Raw genomic sequence first — 26,015 nt, 5'->3', positions numbered from 1 at the left:
GGAAAATTTTTATGTTATTTTTAGAGAAAATAGCAAACAAATTAAATATTGACTATTCAGAATTTTTAAAAGCTTTAGAAATTGAAAACGCACAAGATATCAAAAACGTCCTTAAAGGTTTGGATGTATATGGTTTATTTCAAACAAAGGAAGAACTAGAGAAGTACATTCATTCGAAATTAGCTAACAAGGAAAAAGAAATCCAAAATCTTAATGAACAAAAACGAGACTTAATTAAAAATATTTTTGATACTATCGATTTCAAAAATAAAGATGTTTTTAATGAATTAGATTTTAATGACATTGATATTAAAGATGTAAGAAATTCAATTTTAAAACAAGCTAATAAAAATAGTTGAGACATCAATATTCAAGAAACCCCAACCGAAAAAGTAGAATTAACCAACGAATCACCAAACATTCAAGGAAAGATCATTAACGGGGTTTACGTAAGAAATTAGGAGAAATATGGCAGACATTACACTTAAAAAATTAACAGCGTCGCAATTTCAAGTTGCGAGTGCTGGAACAACCGGAAAAAAATTAACATTAAATGAACAACAAGGAGCATTATTAATGGCGATGGTTTCAGATCGTTCGCTATTAGGAGACTTTACAAAAGGAGTTAGAACCTTAACCACTAACGAATTAGGTATCCAAGTCCAAAGATTGCAAATTCCTGCTATTAGCTTAAAAACTGGTGTAGGAGCAGGAACACCTGGAAAATTTAGAGTATCAGCTCCAGTGGTAGTAAATTGAAACCAACCATTTAAAATGTATGAAGCTTATACAGCGGCGGAGAAAACTTTAGGAAAAGTTGCAGCAGCATCGTCAAAATTAGAATTAATGCTAAAAACTTTCGCGAGAGCTTGTGAACGTTCTGGATTTGAGCAATTAGAGCAAGCTATCAAATCTGAAAATGCAGCGGAAGCGTTTGATTGAACAACCAAACCGGCAAACGAAATCTATTCAAAAATTGTTGATTTAGCTACTGAGATTACTGAGCTTTATGATGCAGAGCAAGGGATTGATTTAATTGATCGTGAAAACATTGTAATTCACGTAAAACCAAGATTATTTGACAAAATTGCACAGGCCGGAATGATTGGAAACCGTGTGGATGTTTCTTATGAATTAGGACAATATGGAGTATCGACAATTGGTGGATATGTTATTAAAGCAAATCCTTTCTTAAGAGATTACGAGGCTATTATTGGAGCGGACTTCGCAGCAGCGGAGGGACGCAAGGTGCTTGCAGCTAATGCGGGTTCTTTAGGTGATTTATCAAACGATGAAGGTGCTTATTTTGAAGGACTTAACGCGTTTGGTGTGATTACTAAAAAGGTTTTAAAAGGTATTTACAAAACAGCAAACAAAACTACATCTAGCGAAAATTATTTAGTAACTGCACCTAAAAATGCACCTGCTATTAATGACCCTGCTTAATTCGAATGATAGTATATAGTGAAACAAAAAGAATATTCCCAAATTTTAACAAACCAACACAAGAAAAGAAAAGACCCGCGAGCTTTTGGACAAGTCTATTCAAAAACATCGCTAGGGTCTTTTTTGACATAGTTATAGAAATTGCTGCGGATGCTATTTTATTTTTTATGCCAATTGGTGGATTTGCTGCACAATTAGCTAAAATCGGAGCAAGATTTGTAAAGGACGTTATATTGGACTTGATTTTTGACAATGAGATTAACGCAAAAAGTATTTTAATGAACCTAGCTTTTGCGGTTGGTTCAAGCATTGGACGTCTTGGTGTTAATACATTAGCTAAAATCAAAAAATACAAATGAGTATCAAAAACATATAAAACATCAAAGGAATTAATTGAATTCTTTAAAAAACCACTTTTAGACAAGATTGTTGACGTAGCAAAAAAGTCTAGTGAGTTTTTTGCTAAAACAAGTAAAACAAGTAGCACAATCATCACAAAGCTCTTTAGCTCCGCAACGATTTCAAAGATTGATAAAGTAGTTAAAAAAGCGGTTCAAATCTATAAGAATCCACTTTCAGTTATTGCGACTGGTCAAGAGTTTGTAACGCAAAAAATTAAAAATAAAGTTCAAGAAGTAGCACAAAAAACTAGAACTAAATTTTTTGTTAAGATGCTTCAAAACAAAAAATTAAATGGTGTTAATTATCAACGCATCAATAAATGAATTACTAAAAGCAATAAAGGGATTATATTACCGCCTAATGGTAGCAGTTGAATTTGGGGTATAAAGCTTTATGACTCTGATTGGTGAGATAATAGCAAATGAGTAGATTTTCGCATTTATTTTAAGGATGAAGCGACTAGCACCGGCAAAAGTAAATTAAGACGAAATGGAACAAAAGCAGGAAAAGCACCAGTAGAAATTATGCGGTGCAGTTTTGATAAATTCCAAAGGTTTCTCAATTCAAAAAGTTGGGGAAAATTTTATCTAAATGAATTCGCTTGGGGTTGGGGAGTTGGAAAGCTAATTCGCGAAAAAAAGGAATTAAGCTTCAAAGATCTTTATGAGTTAGAAGCTGCAAAAATTGACCTTAAGAAACTAGGGATATCTTATGGTGATTCATCTGATAGCGAAAACTTTGAATTATTTGATAAATACGTCAAACAACACCGTACAAGCAGGAATAAAATTGCAAATTTAACCAAAAATAATGGGACTTATAATTTGAGTTTCAAAAATAAATTTAATGAAGTCAAAGCGGGAAAATATAACCGTTTTGCAGTGCGTAGAATTAAAAGGAGATAAACATGTCATTAGATGTAAGAAGATTAAACCCGTCCGATATAGGAATTACTTTAGAAGATTTTAAACAATCACCACACTTTTTAGGTAAAGATAAGTTTAAACCACCTAAGGATTTGCTCGCTCTTTTAAGAAAAGATATTAATTCATTTGAAAATGAATATTTTGAAAAAGTTGCGTCCGCATGTATTTATGCAGCGGATGCGTTAACTAATAATATGATTTCACGTCTTTATTGATTTGCTGGTGGTGGAAGCGGTTTTATTAATTTAATTACCCGACCACGTTATCACTTAATTAAAGAAGCGATATATATGGAAATTAGCTGGAGATGTGTAAGTGGTAAGATTCCCGAAACATATAACCGGACAATATTAGCAACTAATGGAGTGAATATCATTGGTAATGAAAGGGACTTTTTGATTACTGAGCAATTCCTTAGTCCTGTTGCTCTTAGAACACTTTTAAATGCCGGTTTAGAAGACTTTATCTCAACTTTAGACACTGATAAAGTCACCGACCAAGTTGTATTGCTTTCAGATTGAAAAGAGGCAAAAAACTCATTAACTTCATCTATACAATCAAATGCTAGGTCAATTGGCAGCGTTTCAAATGTTGCTAATGAAGCAAAAAGCAAAGCAGATGACGCTGCTAGAGCTGCGGAAAATAATAAAGGAAATATAAACAATAACCGTAGTGAAATAACACGGATTGATAATTTAGCTAATTCAATCAATTCAGATTTACAAGAGACCAAAAATCAAGTTAATACGAATAAAAGAAATATAACAACTAAACAAAATAAATTACCGGATTCAAATGGTGCAAAACTAATAAAAGTAAGCAACGGCACCGTGACATACGAAAGTGTCAATAATACTGAAGACACGAATTTTATTCAAGTTAAAAATAAATTAGCTGAAATGGAAAATAAAGCACAAGAAATTAAAACATCATTAGATCAAAATGTTCAAACCACTCAAGAGATAAAAGGTGATGTTGAGAACTTAAATGCTGAATTAACTGAAGCTAAAGCACGAACCGAAGCAGTTGCAAAAAATTTAGGTCAAAGTAATTTAAGAATACAAGCACTAGAAAGGTCTGGGGTCGGCGCTGGTGGTCGAATTGAGCTTCCTAATTCTAACGGTGCTAAATTAATTAAAGTTGATGATTCAGGGAATGTATCTTATGAAGACGTCCCACAAGTATCACAAACACTGAATCCTGTGGTTAATATTAAAAGTAATGTCAATACCGATATATTTACTGGTCAATATTTCAACGGTTTTCCTGTTTATGTTCTTGTAGACACCTTTAAAATAAATTCATTACCTGTTAACTGATCAATTTCCGACGTGCGTGATTTATTAAATTGACATGTTTGAATTTTAAGAGAGGTATCTCATGATGACCAAGAACATGCACCATCTACAAGGGGTGCAGACATAATAGAAAATATCACTCACATTTGTCCATTTTACAGATTTAAGCCCCAAGCTGAATTTTGAATTCACTTAGACAACAAAAAATATGAGGGTGCAGATTTAAAAATAATGATTTTCTATACATCAACAACCGATGAAGCTATAAGAAATATACCAACTCTTACTGTCAAAGACTACAAAGACTTTTTGCGTGCTGCCGGTAGATATAAAATGTGGGAAAGTTTAAACGACACCGTAAATGAACTACAGGATAAAGTTGAAGAGTTAGAGGACCGAATAAGTTAATTTCCCAAATTAATAACAGGATAAATTATTTATTTAATAGAATAACAACCTTTAATAAAAGCAGATGAGTTACAATTGGTGGAACATCATAAAGACCATTTGATTAAACCCATTAATAAGGGGATGGGGTTATCAGTATTGAAGCGTCACAAAAAAGAAAAGGAGGTAATTTATGAGCGAAGCACTTAAGTTTATCGGAGCTGGTGGCGTAGGTAGTTTATTAGTTTTAATTGCTTTTATTGTTTATTATGCATTAAAGAACCGCAGAATTAATAAGCAAAAGCATCACAATACCAGCATTACCGGTATAGGTAACAGCATAACACTTAAGGAAGCAGAAAAACACACGGATAGCGAAAATTTGTTAACTATTTTAAAAATGTTAAACGAGACAAATAATCGTATTAGTGAAACAAACCAGCAAAACGCGAAATTAATGAAAGCATTCAAAATATATGTCGATAATAACGGGGTGGACTCAAAAATTAAAAAAATTGTTTCTGATATTTTAGAACTTTAGGAGTGATATGCATTCATGATTTAGAGTATTAAGATGATTTTTCGCATTCACCAAAAAAAGCTGTTTAAGTTATATTATTTTTGATGATAAACTTAAAGCACATGAATTCGAATTATTAGAGCAAGCATATTACATGCAACGCAAAAAATTCAGAAAAAAATAAAAATTCTTATTAATTATTATATAATTAATAAGGACTAAGTCCATTCATTAAGTTTCCATTGTTATTTTTTTAGATTATTAGAATATAGTCAAATTAATTTCGTAAAATTCTTTTGCATACAAAAAAACCATTCAAAAAATAATATAAAAGCAACCTTTAAACTAGGTTGCTTTTTCTTTTGTATTCATCTAAATAAGAGATATGGATTTTATTGCTTTCTTTTAATTCCTTTTTATCAGTTACATCTCAGAAAAATCATATATCTAAAGTCGCTAAATTGTCCGGTATTGCAATTAAGGGGATTGCATTATGTTTTTGTGCAAACATTTTAAAACGCGTTAAATACGATTCATCTAGTTTGCTTGTTTTTGGTTTAACTTGGATAAAGAATTTTTGATCCTTATAAGTTGCAAATAAATCAACTTTATAAACGGTATCGATAAGGTCATTCGTAACCTGCACCTTAAACCCTTTTTCACTTAATCGCTTAAATAAGTTTAATTCCCTTTTATAGTTAAAAAATTGACTTTTAAAAATGATTTCCTTGTATTCGTTGATTTGATCTAAAGGAATTTTATTCTTTTCCATTCAACTAACTAAATACCTTTGTGTGCGTGGTCATAAATATAAATCAAATGTATCATATATTACGTATTTGTGAGTCCAAAGCTCTTTTTTTAAACTTGGTATCACATTCAAACCTGGCAGTTTTATTTTTTTCATTTTGCTAAAAAACCTTTTTCTTTAAATCTTTAATAATAGGGTTTAGTTTTTTAAATAAATAATCATGGAATTCAATTTTTTCTCTTAATTCTTGGTTTTCTTTTTCTAGTTGTGCGATTCTTTTTTTTGTGTTTGTCATTGTTTAATCTCTTTCATTTCTTTTTTTAATTGGTTAACTTCTCTTTTTAATTCTCTAGTTTTGTTTCTTAATTCATAAATTTGCTCATCATAAATCGAACTGAGTGTAACAACGTGTTCAATTAGGTTGTCAAGTGACGTTTTAAGCGTCATGGAGACGCTTTGAGCTGGTTGGTTGTGTGTTTGTGCGTCCTTGCTGTTAAAATTGATTTTAAGACCTTTTTTATTCATTTTATACGTATTCCTTAAATAAAACCATTTGTATTATCATAATATTCATCAATTTTGTTTTTTAGCTCTTGAAAATCTAATGTAATAACTTGGTTAAATTCACGTCACATAATTGAGTGGTATTTATCTACTTCGTCACATATTTCGTTATTTGGAATTTCAAAATCTGCTCCGGTAAATAACGGGAATTTAGAAAGAACTTTCTCTAATTGAACATACGAATAAGCAGGAGCAAAAACTGGTGTATTTGTTTGAATATTTTTCAAACTTGAATAAAATTTCACATTATTATTGATCACAACCCAAACGTTTCGAGTTGTCTTAATACTTATATTCTTAAAACGAAAATGTTTTTGAATTTCCTTAATTGCTTTGTGTTCCTTTTTTAGGAATTTCAACCATTTACATTTACCTGTTATAGTCGCTTTAATTTCTTCTATTTGTTTGTTTAATCTTTTGACTTCTTTTTTTAAAAGCGGTTCAAATTCTAAATATAAATAATAATTTTGTGCTAATTCTTTTTCTGTCATGTTTATCCTTTTATAAATTCGCTCTTTTTTGCATATCACTTACAATGTCTAATATTGCTTTTTCAATTTCTGCTCGGTTTTGAGTTACATGATTCTTATATTTATCTCAAACATCAGATGCTGTTAGTTGAACGTATCTATTAACCGATAAGCTGGATTTGTGACCAGTTAATTTAGAAATTTCAAAAATTGAAAAACCATCACGCACCGCATTAGTAATAAATGTTGTTCTAAAACAGTGTAGGGTTTGATGTTCGAATTCAGGTTTATTAAGTTTTTTGCTTAATGTTCGCATTAAGGTTTTGAATCTTATTCCCAATGCATAATATGTAATTTTCTTATTAAAGAAATCTTGAAAATTATGGTTATATTGTTGTGGTATTTCAAAGACTCTTAAGTTACCACCTTTTAGGGCAGAAATGAACGCTTTATATGTTTGCGTTTCTTCATAATAATTAAAATCACTTGCGTTTAAATTAAGCATCTCACGAACACGACAACCATTATGAATTAAGAAATTAAATCAGAATGAATATTCATCTCTACGTCGATTAATGACGTTTTTAATCTCTTCAATTTCATAATCTGTAAAAGCTCTGCGTTTAGTCGGAACTTCTTTAATGTGTTTGAATTTTGATGTTTTAACATCTAAACCGTGTTTATCATGCAAATACACATAAAAACTCTTAAGAATTCTTGTGTATATTCCTTTTGTATTTTGTGCTAAATCTGAGTTTTTAATAGTTTCAATTTGTTCTAAATAGTCTAAATTATCGACATATTTATTTAATATAGTTTTAAAATTCTTTTTGGTAATTGGATTCTCTAATTGATTAATATATTCATTAATTAACTCTGTAATATTTTTTTTTAACATTGTCCACTTTCCCGCAGGGAAAATATTTAAAAAATTTATTTGCAGTTCATTAATTTACACTATAATAATAATGCTCATCTAATGAGCTACAACCCTGCGTCTCACTTAAGGGGTTGTATTTTTTTATACCTTTTTTTATTATGATGTAAGAAACAAAAAAGGAAACTCATAAACGAGTTTCCCAAATTAAGACAAACCATATAAAACCTAATATATAAAATTAGTTTTTTAGTTTGTAACAAAACGGTCTCACTCGTTCCTTACAAAAATATTCTAACACACTTTTTTTAAAACTCCAAAATATTTTTTTAAATTTATGTTTTTGTGCTTATTTTCTCATAGTTAAAATTCTTGATATTTTCAATTCACTAATATTTTAATTATGGTACAATTGATTACTATTATTAATATATATAAGTATTAATATATATTCTTATTATTAATATATTTAATATTAAAAAATAAAAATTTTTATTGGTAAAAAATTTTTATTTTTTTTAATAATTGATAATATATATAAATATTTAAATATTAATTAAATAATCGGAATATATTAATATATTTAATAATTATTATTTAATTTAATTAAAAAACGTAAAAACACCTTTATAGTGCTTTTTACGTTTTTTTTAAATATATTGAATTTTAAATAAAATGATTGTTATTTTATTATTGTAAAATATTAGTGTAAATGAATATTTATGCTTGAGATGTTTTGGAAAGTTATTTTCATAACTTTCCAAAAGGATAGCGGATATGCTCGATATCTCAATTTATTTCGCTTGCTGACGACAAAGCTCAATAAATTTCGATATCTCACAATCCGCACACTTATTCTCATGTTATGAAAATAAAATAAATTTTGGTTTAAATTTTGTCGGAATTGACCAAAACTTTAACACTCTATATATAGAGTGCTTGGACTTTTTCGTTGATTTTTCGATAAAAGAAACAGCATTAAAGTTTCAGAAATTTGGTTATTTTTTTGGTCGAAAAATATGAAAAAGATACATCGTAAAAAAGAATAATAATTTATTTTTTAATAAGGTTGTGCACAATAATAGTATTTTATTAATATGGAAAAATATATTTTACAAAAGAGAAGCAAACCGGAAAGAACCACTCTTTCAATAACATTATATAAAGAGCCTGGTAAAGGGTTAGGAAGCTGAGTTGATTTAAAAGAGATTGTGAAAACAAATACCTGTTGAAAAAACCGTTGTTAAAGTTATTTAGACAGCAGAGACTTGTGAATTTATGATTATTAAAAAACACTTTTAAAACACAAAAATACAATTTTCAAAAAAATAAAAGAATTATCAAAAACAGATAATCATTTAATTTACTTCGATAAAAGAGTTGTTGTTCTTAGTTATGTCGAAGATGATGATTTAGAATGAGATTATGAAGAAAAAATTCAAATAACTATGTCAGTTCATGGTAGCGGAATATCTATTCACTATAAAACACTCGAAGAAAAAATAGTTATACCAAAAAGTTTATAACAATGTCTTAACGAGATGAAAGAACTATATAAATCTAAAGATACCCCGAACATCGTTACTAAAAGAACTTTTAAAGAAATGAGATTAAATTCTCAAACACACCAAAAGGAATGAAAAGATAAAGATGCTTTTATACTTTTAAGAGATACTATTCAAGCTGCACCTGCCTTAACAAAACTCAATATATTGAAATGCATATATTATTGTGTTTCTTAGTTATCGTTGTATTAAAATATTCTTTTTATAAGTTAAATGAGTTTTACAAAAAAAGCAAAGAACAAAAGAGACCGACCAAAAAATTTATGGAAGCATTAAATATGGTAAAAGTTATTGAACAAGCTATTCATTATAAAATTGTAGAAAAATTTGATGTCACTAGAAGTTGCTTAGATCCTGAATTGATGGAAATGTATAATAATTTCAAACACATTGTTGAAAATATGTAACTATAAGCTTAGAATATTAATACTCGTATAAACTACAAAATTTTCTATACATTTTGTCTAAGTTTGACACTTTTAAAACTAAAAAATAGCGAATAACCCTACAAAACAGAGTCCTTCCTGTGTTTCCAAGTTAAAATAATAAAAAAAGCAAATATACCTATAAATAAGACGTATTTGCTTTTTTTATTATTTAAGTTACAATGATAGATTAATTAAATATCCAAAATCTTTGTGTATTTTGTTTAGTTCTTCATGTGATAGATCTGAGTTGTCTGTAATTGTGCTTACAAATTTATAATTAACTCATTTTCTGCTTATTGTTATAAGTCTTAATGCATCTAAAAACATATCCATTGTGAGTTTTTGAATTTCGCCATTATCTTTATAGAATTTTTTTAATTTATAAATTGAGTATTTTATAACAATAAGGGATAAGAAACATAAAAATACATGAGCTTGAATATGTTCATCTTTGTAAACATACATAGGTCTAATTTCAATTGATGATTTTAAAGTTCTAAAACCTCCTTCTACCTTTCATTGCTCTTTATATATTTTGCTCGCTTCTCCAGACCATAAGGAAAATATCAAAATTTATAAAGACTTTTTGGTATGCATGAACTAAATTTATGTATGTAATTTTAATACTAAAAAAATAAATATGCTTTTTTATAGGTATATTTATTTTTGTAACATTTGAAACTTGGAAACTCAAGGTACAAAAGTACAAAACTTAACAAAAAATAAAAAAAGACCCTCAGCGGGCCATGTTCTCTGAAAACTGAATAGTATAATCAAAATTTACTAAAATGAATTGACTTATTATCTCACTTTTAAACCTATCAATTTATTAGTAATGGTCAGCTGAATGTATTACTACACGTACACTTCCATCCTATCAACCTCGTAGTCTACAAGGAATTTCAAGGGAATACTTATCTCTGAGGAGGCTTCCCACTTAGATGCTTTCAGCGGTTATCCTTTCCACACTTAGCTACCCTGCTATGCTTCTGGCGAAACAACAGGAACACCAGCGGTGTGTCCACTCCGGTCCTCTCGTACTAAGAGCAGCTCTCATCAATATTCCAACGCCCACATCAGATAGGGACCGAACTGTCTCACGACGTTCTGAACCCAGCTCGCGTACCGCTTTAATTGGCGAACAGCCAAACCCTTGGAACCGACTCCAGCTCCAGGATGCGATGAGCCGACATCGAGGTGCCAAACCTTGCCGTCGATGTGATCTCTTGGGCAAGATAAGCCTGTTATCCCCAGGGTAACTTTTATCCGTTGAGCGACTGCCGTTCCATGACGTACAGCCGGATCACTAAGTCCTGCTTTCGCACCTGCTCGACTTGTAGGTCTCGCAGTCAAGCACACTTCTACCTTTGCGCTCTGCATACGGTTTCTGACCGTATTGAGTGTACCTTTGAACGCCTCCGTTACCTTTTAGGAGGCGACCGCCCCAGTCAAACTACCCACCACGCACTGTCCTCCCACCGGATAACGGCGGCAAGTTAGAAACTCAACATACCAAGGGTGGTATTTCAAGGTTGACTCCTTTATGACTAGCGTCATAATCTCATAGTCTCCCACCTATCCTACACATGTTAGGCCAAGTTCCAATACGAAGTTGTAGTAAAGCTCCATGGGGTCTTTTCGTCTTGATGCGGGTACCCAGCGTTTTCACTGGGACCATAATTTCACCGAGTCCAATGTTGAGACAGTTGAGAGATCATTGCGCCTTTCGTGCAGGTCAGTATTTAGCCGACAAGGAATTTCGCTACCTTAGGACCGTTATAGTTACGGCCGCCGTTCACCCGGGCTTCATTCCAACGCTTCGCATAAGCTAACGCATCCATTTAACCTTCGGGCACTGGGCAGGCTTCACCCCCTATACATCACCTTGCGGTTTAGCAGAGAGCTGTGTTTTTGATAAACAGTTGCCCCTCAAAATTTACTGTGGCCCATCAAAATGGGCGCCCCTTCTCGCGAACTTACGGGGTCAATTTGCAGAGTTCCTTAACATTGGTTTTCTCGCTCGCCTTAGAATACTCATCTTGGGAACGTGTGTCCGTTCTCGGTACAGGTACCTATAATTTTATAACGCTTAGAAACTTTTCTTGGAAGCATGGAATCACAAAATTCGTGAAATAAATCACTATGCATCACAAATCCCGGTTATACAATGCGCATTTAACTACATTGACCAGTCGTTGCTTACCCCCAAATCCAATAATGGGTATTGTTATCCTTCTCCGTCATTCCATCACTAATTATAGATAGTACAGGAATATTAACCTGTTATCCATCGGATACGCTTTTCAGCCTCTCCTTAGGTCCTGACTAACCCTGGGTGGACGAACCTTCCCCAGGAAACCTTTCCCAATAGGCGTCGTGGATTCTCACCACGAATCGTTACTCATACCGGCATTCTCACTTCCTAACGCTCCACTAATCCTCACGGTTTAGCTTCACCGCCCTAGGAACGCTCCTCTAACGTACAGATGTACCCGTAGCTTCGGTATCGTGTTTGACTCCCGTTACATTATTGGCGCAAGATCTCTTGACTAGTGAGCTATTACGCACTCTTTAAAGGATGGCTGCTTCTAAGCCAACCTCCTAGTTGTTTATGAAATCTCACAACCTTTCTGACTTAACACGATTTTGGGACCTTAGCTGACGATCTGGGTTGTTTCCCTCGCGAGCCGGGACGTTAGCACCCCGGTTCCGACTGCATGATAATACACAATGGTATTCGGAGTTTGATTATAGTCAGTACCGCTAGGCGCGGCCATTCCATATTCAGTGCTCTACCACCAAAGTTTAACATCACACGCTAGCCCTAAAGCTATTTCGAGGAGAACCAGCTATCTCCAAGTTCGATTGGAATTTCTCCACTATTCACAAGTCATCCGGGCACTTTTCAGCGTACTACGGTTCGACCCTCCACTTGGGGTTAGCCAAGCTTCAGTCTGCTCATGAATAGATCACATGGTTTCGGGTATATATCAACATACTAAACGCCCTATTAAGACTCGATTTCTCTGCGGCTCCGTTTTTTTTCCACTTAACCTCGCATGTTAACATAACTCGCCGGTCCATACTGCAAGATGTACGCCATCACCCATTAACGGGCTCTGACTAATTGTAAGTAAATGGTTTCAGAATCTATTTCACTCCCCTCCCGGGGTTCTTTTCACCTTTCCCTCACGGTACTAGTTCACTATCGGTGTCTGGTTAGTATTTAGCCTTACCGGATGGTCCCGGCAGATTCAGACAGGGTTTCACGTGCCCCGCCCTACTCAGGATACAATCAGAAGTCCATACCATTTCGCATACAAGGGTTTCACTTTCTATGCCAGAGTTTCCCAACTCTTTCTGCTATGATATAGATTTGTAACTTCATATAGATTGTCCTACAACCCCAACATTCGTTGGTTTGGGCTCTTCTACGTTCGCTCGCCGCTACTGATAGAATCATTATTTATTTTCTCTTCCTGTTGCTACTAAGATGTTTCAGTTCACAACGTGTCTCGCTCAAGTAACTATTTTATTCATTACAAGGCAACCGAACATTACTTCGGTTAGGTTTCCCCATTCGGAAATCCCCGTTTCGTAGCTCATATCCAGCTCCACGAGGCTTATCGCAGGTAATCACGTCCTTCATCGACTTCCAGACCCAAGGCATCCACCATAAACTCTTACTTATTTAAAAGTACAATATTTTCCTATTGTTGATGTTTATTCAAGACATTTTAATAAATTATTTATTAATTTTAATTAATAATTAACTCGGTATCAAAACAAATAGACATTTGTTTTAATTGATGTCGTTGTTATATTAATTTTATTTAATATACTATTCAGTTTTCAAAGAACATTTTGAGAGATTGTTCTCTCAAAACTAGATATACACTATTGGACTATTTAACAATAGCAACATAACACAAATTTAAAAATAATAGTCAGTAAAAGTCGTTGATAACACTTAAAAGTGTTTTTTTGTACTCCGTAGAAAGGAGGTAATCCATCCCCACGTTCTCGTAGGGATACCTTGTTACGACTTCACCCCAGTCACCAGTCCTGCCTTAGGCAGTTGTCTCCGTGGTTAACAAAACCGACTTCGGGCATTACCAGCTCCCATGGTGTGACGGGCGGTGTGTACAAGACCCGAGAACGTATTCACCGTAGCGTAGCTGATCTACGATTACTAGCGATTCCGACTTCATGTAGTCGAGTTGCAGACTACAATCCGAACTGAGAACGGTTTTTTGAGATTTGCTCCACATCGCTGTCTTGCTTCTCTTTGTACCGTCCATTGTAGCACGTGTGTTGCCCCGCTCGTAAGAGGCATGATGATTTGACGTCGTCCCCACCTTCCTCCCAATTACTCGGGCAGTCTCCTTAGATCATCTAACTAAGGACAAGGGTTGCGCTCGTTGCAGGACTTAACCGAACATCTCACGACACGAGCTGACGACAACCATGCACCATCTGTCATTCCGTTAGCCTCCACTATATCTCTATAGCTTTGCGGAAGATGTCAAGAGCGGGTAAGGTTCTACGCGTATCTTCAAATTAAACCACATGCTCCACCGCTTGTGCGGATCCCCGTCAATTCCTTTAAGTTTCACTCTTGCGAGCATACTACTCAGGCGGATGATTTAATGCGTTAGCTGCGCCGATGAGTTCCCCATCAGCTAATCATCATCGTTTACGGCGTGGACTACCAGGGTATCTAATCCTGTTTGCTCCCCACGCTTTCGTCTCTCAGTGTCAGTGTATGTCCAGTAAGCTGCCTTCGCCAAGTTGGTGTTCTTCCTTATATCTACGCATTTCACCGCTTCACAAGGAATTCCGCTTACCTCTACATAACTCTAGTTTGCCAGTATCCAATGCAATTTGGGGTTGAGCCCCAAGTTTTCACACCAGACTTAACAAACAACCTACAGACGCTTTACGCCCAATAATTCCGGATAACGCTTGCAACCTATGTATTACCGCGGCTGCTGGCACATAGTTAGCCGTTGCTTTCTGACAAGGTACCGTCAAGATCATAGCATTTCCTCTATGATTTTTTCTTCCCTTATAACAGCAGTTTACAACCCGAAGGCCGTCATCCTGCACGCTGTGTCGCTCCATCAGACTTTCGTCCATTGTGGAAAATTCCCTACTGCTGCCTCCCGTAGGAGTCTGGGCCGTATCTCAGTCCCAGTGTGGCGGATCAGTCTCTCAACCCCGCTAAACATCATCGCCTTGGTGAGCCTTTACCTCACCAACAAGCTAATGTTACGCACCCCGATCCTCTAGCGAGGCAAACGCTTCTTTTATATATTAATCATGCGATTAACATAAGTATCCGGTATTAGCGACCATTTCTAGTCGTTATCCCAAACTAAAGGGTACGTTAAGTACGTGTTACTCACCCATTCGCCGCTAAGTTCCGAAGAACTCCGCTCGACATGCATGTATTAGGCACACAGCCAGCGTTCATCCTGAGCCAGGATCAAACTCTCGAAAAAATTGACTGTCATGTTTTGTATATCTAGTTTTCAAAGAACAATTTTGCATCACCTAAAGCGGTTTGCTTAAATATGATAACACAAAGAGAAAAAACACAAAATATTTTTTCTAAAAAATAAAATAAAAATTGTTTTTTTAAACTTTTTATAAAAAAATTAAAATTATTTATATAAGGAGAGTTGAATATGAAATTAAAACCTATGAGCAACACGGCTAGTATTAATATAGTAGACAACAAAAATGTTAATAATTCATTAAATAGGAATCAATTTTTGGACAGAGATCCAAAAGGACAGTTACCTCCAAGCACATTTAGAATAATTAAAAAAGAAAAAAACATCAGAATTATTAGTATTATTTTTTGGTTAGTTGTTTTTTTATCATCTTTATTGGTTGTTTTATTAACTAAATTTATTCCAACTTTAAAACAATATAGCGCAGCTGGTATTTTTATTTTATTTGGTATTTTATTATTTATCAGTTTTATTTTATTAGTTAAAAATTCAATTGATTATACAAGTTGATCGAGAGTCGTGAAAAATTTACGAGAAAGTTTTTCAAGTGGTGACGCGAGTGCTAACGTTTTATTTCATAAAACATATCATAATTTAATAATTAAAAACGTTCGTTTAATGTGATTAGTAATTTTCTTTGAAACTTACTATGGTCTTTTTACTTTAATTACATTTTTACTATATCGTTATTTCATTGCTGATGAAGCAGGTAGTGGAAAAATTGTTGTTGGTTCACCAGAATCACAACTATATTTTACATTCGATGTAAGACAATTCTTAATGAGTTTCTATAATGGATCGCCATTTTTATTTTTAGTCTTTTCAATTATTGCTTTATTATCCGCTATTGGAATATATACATTTGTGTGAATGTATGATCGAAAAAGACAAAATGATTTAATCAACTATATTGGTGAATCTGCTCACGAAATATTTGAAAAAGTCAATCTTTCAAAAGAAAAAGAAAACAAAATGTGACTAAAAATCTATATTTTTACATTTTGTATTTTAGTAATATTGCCGCTATTTTTACTAATTTTATTCATTTGAAAAAATATTATCAGAAGGAAAAAATAATATGAACATTCTTGTCATACTACATAATAATTTTAATGAAACTGAATTAGTTTCGACCATTGCAGTTTTATCTAAAACCAACAAATGCTATTTTACTTATTACAATCCTGATTATAAAATGATTACCGGTTCAAATAATCTAGTAAAAATAGAAACTGTAAACGAAATATCAATAGATGATTATGACGCTGTTTTTATTCCAGGTGGTCCTGGAGCACAATTATTAAGACATGATTCAACTTCTTTATCTATAATTAAGAAATTTAAAAACAAAAAAATATGAGCTATTTGCGACGCTCCAAATGTTCTATATGAACATAAAATAATTTCTGATACTCAAAACTATAGTTCTTTCCCTTCAATTGGGGAAAATAAAAGTTTTGATTCTTGCGGAAAAAATCGTAATGATGATTATGTTTCATTTGACAACTCTATTTTTGAACTCATAACCGGGAAATGTGCTGGAGCTAGTGTTGATTTTAGTCTTAAAATTGTTGAAATTAATTTTGATAAAGAAACTTTTGAAAAAATCAGATACAACTTTTTAACCAAATAGTGAATTGGTGAACGATGTAAACTAATGACATAAAGCAAGTCAGTAACGACTTGCTTTTCATTTTACGAAAGGAGAGAATTATAAGCTCAATTCATCCTGAGCTTCCAACTTTGAAACTCAGGTTATTTAAATTTTATAAGCAATAATTTCCAGATTATTTTATTTCTTATTTTTTAAAAATTTTTCGTTCTTTGACTCGTTTATAGTCGAAATAAATAGAAAAAACTTTTGTTCAATTTTATATAGAATTTTTCATTTATTTAAATGTAAAAAAAGTTGATAAATGGTTTTTAGAAATCGCATCTTTCATCAAACATTTCATAAAATAAAAAAAGAAAGAGTCAAGCGACTCTTTCTTTAACTTTTGTTGTAATAAAAATTACAGCTAAACGAATTTTTAATAGCGTACTTCAAATAAAGGTTCATTTACTTCTACAGATTGCTCAGCATTTAATTCGGAAATAGGTGAAATGTTTAATTTTTCACTGTCTGGTAAAACTAATACCATAATGTCAGAAATTAAATTTTTCTCTTTTAAAACGTCTAAATTTATCTTGGCAATTAAATCTCCAGCATTAATTTTACTTTTTTCATTAACAAACACTTCAAAACCTTTACCATCTAAAGTAACAGTATCAATCCCCATGTGGATTAATATATTACTTTTTTTATCTGAAGAAATTATTCCAATAGCATGTTTTGTAGGAAAAATATTATCGATAGTTCCAGAAATAGGAGAAAAAACCGAAACTACTCCTGAATCTTCATTAAATCTAGTTGCAAAACCTTGTCCCATGCTTTTCGACGCGAAAACCGGATCACTTACATTTTCGAGCGGAACGTATTTTCCTTTAATTGGTGAAACTAGTAAAACTTGACTATTTTGCTGTTTTGATTTAAACAAATTTGAAAAAAATGACATATATGAATCTCCTTATTTACTTATTTTGAGTAAATTATATTATTTTTAAACATTAAATAAAATTAATTGATCAGTTTCATTAACTTGTTCAAAAACACCTAAGTCACGCAATGATTTCATTTGAGTATTATTAACCAATGTTCTTTTTTTGAAATCATTAACTGAAATAAATTCCCTCTCATTACGAGCATCAACTATAGACTTAGCAACACTAATTCCTAGACCATCAATTGTTGAAAATGGTGGAATTAATTTTTTAGCTTCACGATCTACCACTCATTGTGTATCTAATGAACGATGTAAATCAATATTAGAAATAGAAAAACCTCTTGCGTACAACTCTCGAGCAATTTCAAAACATGGAATTAATTTATTTTCCTTAGTTGTTCGATCTTTCATATCTTTATCTAATATTTCTTTAATTCTTTGTTGAATTTTAGTTGCTTTTTTATCATCATTAATCATAGTAGCTATTTCAAAGTTTTCGATTCGAGTTGTTAAATAGGTTGCATAATATTCTAAAGGATAATAAACTTTAAATCAAGCAATTCTTCAAGCCATTAAAACATAAGCTGTCGCGTGAGCTTTAGGGAACATGTATTTAATTTTTTTCATGCTGTCAATGTATCAATCAGGAACAGAATTTTTCACTAACTCTTCTTCTTGTTCAGCACTAATCCCCTTTCCTTTACGCACTTGCTCCATAATCTTAAATGAAAATAATGGATCAATCCCCTTATTAATTAAGTAGTCCATGATGTCATCCCTACAACAAATAACATCTTTTAAAGAGAAATTTTTTTCCTTAATTAATGACTGTGCATTGTTTAATCATACGTTTTCACCATGACTTAAACCTGATAATGATACTAAATCTGCAAAACTTTGAGCATTTGCTTCTTGTAACATCTTGCGAACAAACTGAGTTCCAAATTCGGGGATACCCAGTGCCCCAGTTTTGTCCCCTCCTATGTCCTCTGGTTTCACTCCTAATGCTTCTGTAGAAGTAAAAATAGACATGACTTTAGGATCTTTTTTCGGTATATCTTTTTTTACATTTATCCCTGTTAAGTTCTCTAGCATTCTAATCGCGGTTGGATCCACATGACCTAAAATATCTAGTTTTAAGACATTATCGTGAATTGCATGGAAATCAAAATGTGTGGTTTTTCAATCACTACTTGGTTCCTCTGCAGGGAAATTTACCGGAGTAAAATCCTCTACATCAAATTCCTTTGGAATAATAATTATCCCGCCGGGATGCTGTCCCGTGGTACGCTTTACACCTTCTATTTTTGATGCTAAATACTCCACAAAAGAATCTGAAATTTTTCACTTTTGTTCTTCAACCATTTCTTTAACAAAACGATATGCTGTTTTTGCTGCGACAGTCGAAATTGTCCCAGCTCTAAAGGTGTGTTTCTCCCCAAATAAACGACGCACTTCAGCATGAATAGTTGATTGATATTCCCCAGAAAAGTTTAAATCGATATCCGGTACTTTGTCAGCATTAAAACCTAAAAATGTTTCAAAAGGAATGGTTTGACCGTCTTTATCCATAATTACATCTACACAATTTGGACAATTCTTATCATCTAAATCGAATCCACTTTTAATACTTGGAATATTTGCTAATTCAAAATGTTTACATTTTGGACATATATAATGTGGTTCTAAAGGATTAACTTCTGTAATACCGCTTAGAGTCGCTACTAAAGAAGATCCTACCGATCCACGACTTCCAACTAAATAACCATTATCAACTGATTTTTTAACTAATTTGTGCGAAATTCAATATACAACATCAAAACCGTATTTTAAAATCGGAGTTAATTCTTTTTCAATTCTTTCTTTAACAATTGTCGGTAAATTTTCACCATATTTTTCGTGAGCTGTTTTATAAACCAAATCATGTAAATTTTGTTTTGAATTATCAAAAACCGGTGTATATAAGTCTTTTTTGATAACTTCAATTTCTTCTACCATATCTGCAATCTTATTCGTGTTATTTACAACAACATCCTCAATAATTTTTGAAGATGGTAAAAATGAAAATTGTTGTTTCATTTCCTCTGTTGTTAAATAATTTTGCATTGGAATGCGAATATTATTTTTTCGTTTACGCTCAAAAAGATAGTGTACCTCATTACCTATCCCTTTTGAATGAACTAAAATCTTATGCAAAATTTGATCTTTTTCATCAACATATCTAACATCACCGACAGCAACAGGAATTTTATTTCATTGAACTGCTTTTTTGTATAAATGTAATAATAAATTTTCTATTTCTACTTTAGTAAAATCACCATATTCAATTTTGTGATTGAAATCCTGAACTGGAGGTATTTCAATGTAGTCAAAAAACGGCATTAAACTATCAAGTTCCTGCTCGCTCGAATATAATAAAGCGTCAATTAAATGACCTTTAAGTGCACCAGATCCAATTAATAAATTTGGTGATTTCTTTAGATCACTAAAAAATAATTTCGGTGTATTGTAGTATCTAGTTGTTTGTGCTAAGGTAACCAAATCAAACAATTCTTTTAAACCTTTTTGATTTAAAGCGATAACTGTAACTTCTTTAAGTGATCATTTTGAATATGATTCTGGGGACTTATAATTATATAAGTCTTCAAAAGTATTAATATTAATATTGCTTAACTGTGAAAGTGAAGCTCTTCAAACTTTCCCCAAAACCTCCGCATCATAATCAGCTCTGTGAGCCTCATTTTCATTGTAATCAATTCCTAAATTCTGACAAAATGAACCTAATGAGTGACTTCTTTTATAAGGAAATAAGATTCTAGATACCATTAATGTATCTAAAAATGTAGTGTTTGGTAAAGGGATATTATTTTGATTAAATTTTTCAAAAATAAAGTTTTTATCGAATGAAACGTTGTGAGCAATCGCGACGTTATTATTCAAAATTTCATAAATCCGTTTAAGTCCCTTGTCTAAACTAATCCCCTCTTTTTCTAAAAGTTCGTCATTAATTTTGGTTAACTCATAAGTAAAGGCACTCAATGGTTTTTGAGCTTTAATAAAAAACTGCTCTTTATTAATAATTTCATTATCTTTAATAAAAACAGCCCCAAATTCAATAATCTCATGAACTTTTGGGGACAATCCTGTAGTTTCAATGTCGAAAGCAACATAATCATAGTCCCTTAAGGTTGAATTTGGAAAATTAGATGTAACTGTCCCCAAATTCTCGAAAGTTGTCTTAAAGGAAACACCATAAATTGGTTTGACACCGTGTTTTTTAGAACTACTATAAAATTCAGGAAATCCTTGAACACCGTCAGAATCCACTAATGCAACTCCCTTGTGTCCGAATTTTTTAGCTGCTAAAACAATTTCTTCAGGTTTTAGTAAACCGTCCATAGTATTCATTTTGCTTCTAACAGATAACTCAACTCTTTTCAAATTCGCATTATCTTCGCGAGTTTGCACATCACCATCCGTAATGACAATGGAATCAGCATAAATTTGTTTTGCATTATTATAATTTTTATTTACCGTACCAAAAACTTCAATGTATTTACCAACAGGAATTAAACCATCAGGATTTGGTTCTCTAAAAAAATGTTTAATTTCAATCGCATCAGTATGATCAGTTATACTGTATGTGTAAATATGGAAACCTTTTTGAGTTACAGTATAATCATTTTTAAAAATTAAACCTTTAGTATTAACGAAAAAGTTGTTAGGTATTTCTTCCTCTTCGTTGATTTTGCTAATTTCTAAATTAATATACTCTTTGCTTTTTCGACTTCTAAAATCTCATTTGTTTTGTGCAACTTTTTCTTTAAGTTCATTTTCATTTTTGCTTTGTTCCAAATGCTTCAAGAAATCTATATCTTTATTCATTTCGATTGAAGAAATTTCTTCAATAGTTTGGAGATTTTTTTGTTCAACGCTCATTGAAAAATCAACAAATCCGCTGTTTCGAAGCATCTTGCTAATTTTTGCAACGAATTTATCAATATCTTTGAAATTAGAAATATTAGTTACCAAAGTTCAACTTTGACTTTCATCACTATAAAACAGTTCTGATTCAACTAAAGCATCCTTAAAAATTTTTGAAAAATTGAATAAATAAATAATAAAATCCTTTGTGATTGGTAAACTAGACACACTTACATTTGAATCAGTTTTAAAGCTAATATGTGGTACAATTTGAGGATTTTTTGAACTAATAAAGTTTAAAAAAGCGAACAAATCAGACGGTGTTGGCATCCTTTTTTCGTCAAAAATATAGTCTACATGGTAGTAGTTTTGTCCATCTTTTTCTTCTATTTCCATCTCCTCTTTCATGATAATTGAGGTAAAAGATTCTAAAAATGGTAAGTCAATATTTTGTGCAAAATTGCTAAAGTTTTGATCATTATATGAATATTTTTTAGACGACATAAAATGATTATACACGTAAAAAAAATACTAAATTTGAATTTAAAAAAATTCCATAAAAAATATGGAATTTTTTTAAATTAATTAGTACGCTTTAGCAAATAAAACGTAACGATTTGTTTTTCTATAGCATTGAGGCATTATACATTTGACTGATTTTTTAGGTTTTTTAAGTTTTTTTGGAATACATCTTGCTGTCGCACCTGTTTCTGCTTTAATTTGCATTTCAGCCTCATCTAAACAGCAAAATGGAATAATCACAAATTTATTTTGACTTACAAGTTTTTTGAATTCATCGTAATCATAAGCTCAAACGGTATTTTGTTCCAATCTTGCAAGTGCTGAATCGTATAAATTATTGTGAATGTGCTCTAAAATATTTTTAATGTGGTTTTTAACTTCTTTATAGTTAACCGTAATTTTTTCTAAAGTGTCCCTACGTACGATTGTAACATTATCATTTTCTAAATCACGTGGTCCAATTTCAATTCTAAGTGGTACACCTTGAATTTCACTATTCGCAGCTTTGTACCCAGGCGCTTTGTCAGTTGCATCGATACGGACTCTTCATTTTCTTGATAGAACTGTATTTAAGAATTGTGATACTTTTTTAACTTTAGGATTTTTTTCGGCAAAAAGTTCAATTAAATCAATTTGATAAGGAGCTACACGTGGCGGGATAATTACTCCGCGATTGTCCCCGTGTGTCATGATTATTGCCCCTAATAATCTTGTTGAAACACCTCAAGAAGTTTGGTACACATAAACGTACTCATTATTTGGATCTTTAAATTCAATATCATAGGCCTTTGAAAAATTTTGCGCTAGATAGTGACTTGTCCCAGCTTGTAGAGCACGACCATCTTTCATCATGGCCTCAATTGTATAAGTAGAGCAAGCTCCAGCAAATTTTTCATAAGGAGTTTTTTTACCAACAACAACCGGGATAGCTAAATAGTTTTTGGCAAACTTAGCATAAAGACGAATCATATCCTTGGTTAACTTACGAGCTTCAAAAGGATCGGCGTGAGCGGTGTGTCCCTCTTGTCATAAAAATTCACGACTTCTTAAAAATGGATTTGTTGTTTTTTCTCAACGTACCACATTGGCTCATTGGTTATAAATAATTGGTAAATCTTTATATGATTCAATTTCTTTTTTGAATACGTCCGCAAATAAAACCTCTGATGTAGGTCTAATGAAATAACGTTCACTTAGTTTTTTGTCCCCGACATGAGTAACTGTAGCTAATTCAGGATTGAATCCCTCAACATGGTCACGTTCAATTTCAAATAATGATTCAGGGATTAATAAAGGTAAATAAACATTTTGAATACCTTTTGATCTGAAAATTTCATTCATGTTTTTTTGAATCATTTCTCAAATTCCGAATGAATTAGGTTTAAAAACTAATGTACCTTTTGTAGGTCCATATCCAACTAAATTACCTTGTTTAACAACATCTGTATATCACTTAGCAAAGTCTTCTTCTAATGGAGTTATTTTCTCTAAAGTTTTCATAATTGATATTATACATATAAATAAATAAAAAGTAATAATAATGACTCAAAAATATATTAAATATCTTATTTTTTTAATATTACATTTTAGTAATATTAATTTAATAAAGTGTTATAATTCAACTATGAAAAAATGAAAATTAATTAATTATATTGTTTTAGGTTCTGCTACTGCTTTACCAATAATGATTTCAGCAGCATGTGGACCAACCAAAAAAGAAGAAATAATTGATCCACAACTATTAGAAATTAAACAACTATTTGAAACAGCAGATCAAAATTTGAAAGAAATAATCAATGAATACTTAAATAAATCAAGTTATCTAAATCCAAAAAAACAAGCAAATAAATATAATAATTTTTTAGTTTTATTTTATGGAAAAGACATTGATGAAAATTTAGTTGAGTCACAAAATAACTTAATTTCTTTATATCAAAAGTTAATTCAATTAACAAATGAAATTGAATTTGCAGGAAAAAATGAACTAATTCAGAACTTTAACGAAAAACTAATCGAAGGTAACTATTTACATAATATTAATAGTTTAAATTCACTAATCAACAAATACAATGGTACATATCGCTCAAATTCATTTTTAAAAAATATTATTTCGGATGCATTAAATAATCAACCAGTTTTAGATCAAAAATGACAGGAAAATATTGAAAAATATAAAAACCAAATTGAAATAGATATTTTTCATGCAGAGGAGTTTGAGGACAATCACGAGCACCACGACGATGACGAACATGACCATGAACATGACGAAATAGAAGTGCATGAAGAAGATGATGAGCAACACGGTCATAGTCACGCACTGACAAATTTATTAAGTGAAATTCAAAAAAATAACGAATCACTTTTAAGAAAACAATTTAACAAATCACTTTGACTTGCAAATGTCGAAAACTTAGAAAATATTGATCTAAAAAATCAAATTATTCAAATAATAGAGCAAATTGACAATATTATCAATAATATTGTGGAAAATTCATTTGAAGAAATGATCGATACATTACACGAAAAATCTAAATTGATCGTTGCAAATATTGATAAAATTGCTGAGATTAAAAAAGTTGATTAAAAAATATGCGATGTTTAAACGCATATTTTTTAATTAACTTTCGCTAGAATTTGAGCTGTTGTTTGATTGAAATTCTTTAAATTCGCTAACTGGGACTTTGAACTTACCGTCGTAAACATAAAGAGCGGCCTCGTTTTTTGAAATTCTATAATTAAACTCTACGTTTTGTTCTTTATCATTAATATTAATTGTTTTAACTTCTAATCGATACCCGTCTTTTTCTAAAGAATTTCAGTTAGTGTCCACAGTGTTATATTCAATAAAATTTGATGTATTCACTTTTAATTTTCCATATTCAATGTCTGATCAAGTTTGATATTTATCTTTTGGTTTAAATTTAATCTGATCACTTAAACTGTAAATTTTTTTGACAATTTCATTGTCAACATCTAAAATCTTTTGCGATCCTAAATTCATTTGGACTTTAGCATTATTATTGTCCGTAGTAGCAGCATAAATGTTTGATAAAACATCATATTTCACTTTTAGCGAATTATTCGCATTATCTAATTGTAAGTCTTCATATTTAACTGGGACACTTACACCATCATTAGCTATCCCTTTAAAAGTGAAAATTTTCTTAAGAATTTGAACTTTCTCGTCGGTGCTTTTAAGTGAAAAACTATCTAAAAATTCACCAACATTTAATGTTTTACTTTCCCCAAAACCATTTAAGTTAATTACGATAGTTGGATTTTGTGCAATATAACTAGCAAAAGGTTGTTTTGACTCTAGTTTTTTAAATCCGTCAAGAACATAATATTGAACTTTTTGATCTTTTGAATCATTTTTATTAGTAACTGTCATTTTCAAAATCAATTCACCTTTAAGGTCGTTAGCATATGATATAAACGAAAAAGTATAATCTTGTTTTAAAACATTAATAGGTGTTAAGTTTGCGGTTCTAAGATTAAATAATTTCACACCTTCATTACCAATATCGCTAATAAACAGCATATTTCGTCAATAATTGAACATATCTTGAGCTGTAGCTTTATTTTTAAAAATTAAATCAGTATCAGTGACATAATTTCCTGCATAATCATTTTTTAATGACTCAACTTGTTTTGGATCAACAGAAAAAATAAATGAATCTAGTGAAATTCTAGTTTCAAAATTCATTATTGTTTTATGATCTGAACCATTCTCAATTAACAAATCTTTATTTGTTAAATTTTTTGATCCATATTTATGATATAAAACTGATGAAACAGCTAAAGAAGCAAGAGAAGTTGTTAGAACTCCACTTCATAAAATTAATCTATTTTTAAATTTCATCGAAACTCCTG

General features: G+C 31.7%; 18 protein-coding genes, 2 rRNA genes and 1 pseudogene. 9 read left to right on the top strand and 12 right to left on the bottom strand.

All coding sequences use genetic code 4. The features are described from left to right. Positions 1-11 precede the first annotated feature (11 nt). From BLA55_RS02450 to BLA55_RS02430, 5 genes are all read left to right on the top strand, one after another. Complete coding sequence (locus BLA55_RS02450) at positions 12-461, top strand: hypothetical protein (protein ID WP_073372508.1); 450 nt, start codon at positions 12-14, stop codon at positions 459-461. A 7-nt stretch (positions 462-468) separates the two neighbouring features. Then, a complete protein-coding gene (locus BLA55_RS02445; RefSeq protein WP_073372507.1) occupies positions 469-1,446 on the top strand; it encodes a hypothetical protein in 978 nt (325 codons plus the stop codon). A 5-nt stretch (positions 1,447-1,451) separates the two neighbouring features. Then, positions 1,452-2,753 (top strand): hypothetical protein, encoded by a 1,302-nt coding sequence (locus BLA55_RS02440; RefSeq protein WP_157089910.1) that lies wholly within the window; start codon positions 1,452-1,454, stop codon positions 2,751-2,753. A 2-nt stretch (positions 2,754-2,755) separates the two neighbouring features. Continuing rightward, positions 2,756-4,480 carry a coiled-coil domain-containing protein gene (locus BLA55_RS02435; RefSeq protein ID WP_073372505.1) on the top strand — a complete coding sequence of 575 codons (1,725 nt, stop codon included), beginning with the start codon at positions 2,756-2,758 and terminating at the stop codon, positions 4,478-4,480. A 172-nt stretch (positions 4,481-4,652) separates the two neighbouring features. After that, positions 4,653-5,000: a hypothetical protein gene (locus tag BLA55_RS02430; protein WP_073372504.1), complete on the top strand. Its 348-nt coding sequence runs from the start codon at positions 4,653-4,655 to the stop codon at positions 4,998-5,000. A 319-nt stretch (positions 5,001-5,319) separates the two neighbouring features. On the opposite strand, the gene BLA55_RS02425 is transcribed toward BLA55_RS02430, so the two are convergent. The 5 genes from BLA55_RS02425 to BLA55_RS02410 form a co-directional block, all read right to left on the bottom strand. Further along, positions 5,320-5,751 (bottom strand): PDDEXK family nuclease, encoded by a 432-nt coding sequence (locus BLA55_RS02425; protein WP_073372503.1) that lies wholly within the window; start codon positions 5,749-5,751, stop codon positions 5,320-5,322. A gap of 139 nt (positions 5,752-5,890) precedes the next feature. After that, positions 5,891-6,025, bottom strand: coding sequence for a hypothetical protein (locus BLA55_RS04490; RefSeq protein ID WP_256373870.1), 135 nt, complete (start codon positions 6,023-6,025; stop codon positions 5,891-5,893). After that, on the bottom strand, positions 5,992-6,255 hold the full coding sequence (locus BLA55_RS02420) for a hypothetical protein (protein ID WP_073372502.1): 264 nt from the start codon (positions 6,253-6,255) through the stop codon (positions 5,992-5,994). The genes BLA55_RS04490 and BLA55_RS02420 overlap by 34 nt, the downstream gene beginning before the upstream one ends. 14 nt (positions 6,256-6,269) lie before the next feature. Next, a complete protein-coding gene (locus tag BLA55_RS02415; RefSeq protein ID WP_073372501.1) occupies positions 6,270-6,785 on the bottom strand; it encodes a hypothetical protein in 516 nt (171 codons plus the stop codon). A 10-nt stretch (positions 6,786-6,795) separates the two neighbouring features. Continuing rightward, on the bottom strand, positions 6,796-7,662 hold the full coding sequence (locus BLA55_RS02410; RefSeq protein ID WP_073372500.1) for a tyrosine-type recombinase/integrase: 867 nt from the start codon (positions 7,660-7,662) through the stop codon (positions 6,796-6,798). 1,696 nt (positions 7,663-9,358) lie between these two features. On the opposite strand from BLA55_RS02410, the gene BLA55_RS04285 reads away from it, so the two are divergent. Further along, complete coding sequence (locus tag BLA55_RS04285; RefSeq protein WP_157089909.1) at positions 9,359-9,613, top strand: hypothetical protein; 255 nt, start codon at positions 9,359-9,361, stop codon at positions 9,611-9,613. Between the two features lie 195 nt (positions 9,614-9,808). Here the strand turns inward: BLA55_RS04285 and BLA55_RS02400 are convergent. From BLA55_RS02400 to BLA55_RS02390, 3 genes and pseudogenes are all read right to left on the bottom strand, one after another. After that, positions 9,809-10,201, bottom strand: a pseudogene (locus tag BLA55_RS02400) (IS1634-like element ISMsy1 family transposase); the annotation flags it as partial. Between the two features lie 241 nt (positions 10,202-10,442). After that, a 23S ribosomal RNA gene (locus BLA55_RS02395) occupies positions 10,443-13,331 on the bottom strand. Positions 13,332-13,631: 300 nt separating this feature from the next. After that, positions 13,632-15,138, bottom strand: a 16S ribosomal RNA gene (locus BLA55_RS02390). Together the 16S and 23S rRNA genes form the textbook arrangement of a ribosomal RNA operon. 186 nt (positions 15,139-15,324) lie before the next feature. Here BLA55_RS02390 and BLA55_RS02385 point away from each other — a divergent pair. Together BLA55_RS02385 and BLA55_RS02380 are read left to right on the top strand one after the other, a co-directional pair. Further along, on the top strand, positions 15,325-16,230 hold the full coding sequence (locus tag BLA55_RS02385) for an MSC_0882 family membrane protein (protein ID WP_073372498.1): 906 nt from the start codon (positions 15,325-15,327) through the stop codon (positions 16,228-16,230). Position 16,231: 1 nt separating this feature from the next. Continuing rightward, on the top strand, positions 16,232-16,786 hold the full coding sequence (locus BLA55_RS02380) for a DJ-1/PfpI family protein (protein WP_073372497.1): 555 nt from the start codon (positions 16,232-16,234) through the stop codon (positions 16,784-16,786). Positions 16,787-17,183: 397 nt separating this feature from the next. On the opposite strand, the gene BLA55_RS02375 is transcribed toward BLA55_RS02380, so the two are convergent. The 3 genes from BLA55_RS02375 to proS form a co-directional block, all read right to left on the bottom strand. Next, positions 17,184-17,708: a PTS sugar transporter subunit IIA gene (locus tag BLA55_RS02375; RefSeq protein ID WP_073372496.1), complete on the bottom strand. Its 525-nt coding sequence runs from the start codon at positions 17,706-17,708 to the stop codon at positions 17,184-17,186. 45 nt (positions 17,709-17,753) lie between these two features. After that, positions 17,754-22,124, bottom strand: coding sequence for a PolC-type DNA polymerase III (locus BLA55_RS02370; RefSeq protein WP_073372495.1), 4,371 nt, complete (start codon positions 22,122-22,124; stop codon positions 17,754-17,756). An 81-nt stretch (positions 22,125-22,205) separates the two neighbouring features. Beyond that, complete coding sequence (proS, locus tag BLA55_RS02365) at positions 22,206-23,642, bottom strand: proline--tRNA ligase (protein ID WP_073372494.1); 1,437 nt, start codon at positions 23,640-23,642, stop codon at positions 22,206-22,208. A gap of 124 nt (positions 23,643-23,766) precedes the next feature. Between proS and BLA55_RS02360 the strand changes: the two genes are divergently transcribed. Continuing rightward, on the top strand, positions 23,767-24,726 hold the full coding sequence (locus BLA55_RS02360; protein ID WP_073372493.1) for a hypothetical protein: 960 nt from the start codon (positions 23,767-23,769) through the stop codon (positions 24,724-24,726). Between the two features lie 33 nt (positions 24,727-24,759). On the opposite strand, the gene BLA55_RS02355 is transcribed toward BLA55_RS02360, so the two are convergent. Next, positions 24,760-26,004 (bottom strand): MAG1430 family protein, encoded by a 1,245-nt coding sequence (locus BLA55_RS02355; protein WP_073372492.1) that lies wholly within the window; start codon positions 26,002-26,004, stop codon positions 24,760-24,762. Between the last annotated feature and the right edge of the window lie 11 nt (positions 26,005-26,015).

This window comes from Mycoplasmopsis pullorum (assembly GCF_001900245.1).
Classification (GTDB): Bacteria; Bacillota_I; Bacilli_A; order Mycoplasmatales; family Metamycoplasmataceae; genus Mycoplasmopsis; species Mycoplasmopsis pullorum.
Note: the sequence above shows the minus strand (reverse complement) of the source record. Positions and strands in the feature narration are given on the sequence as shown.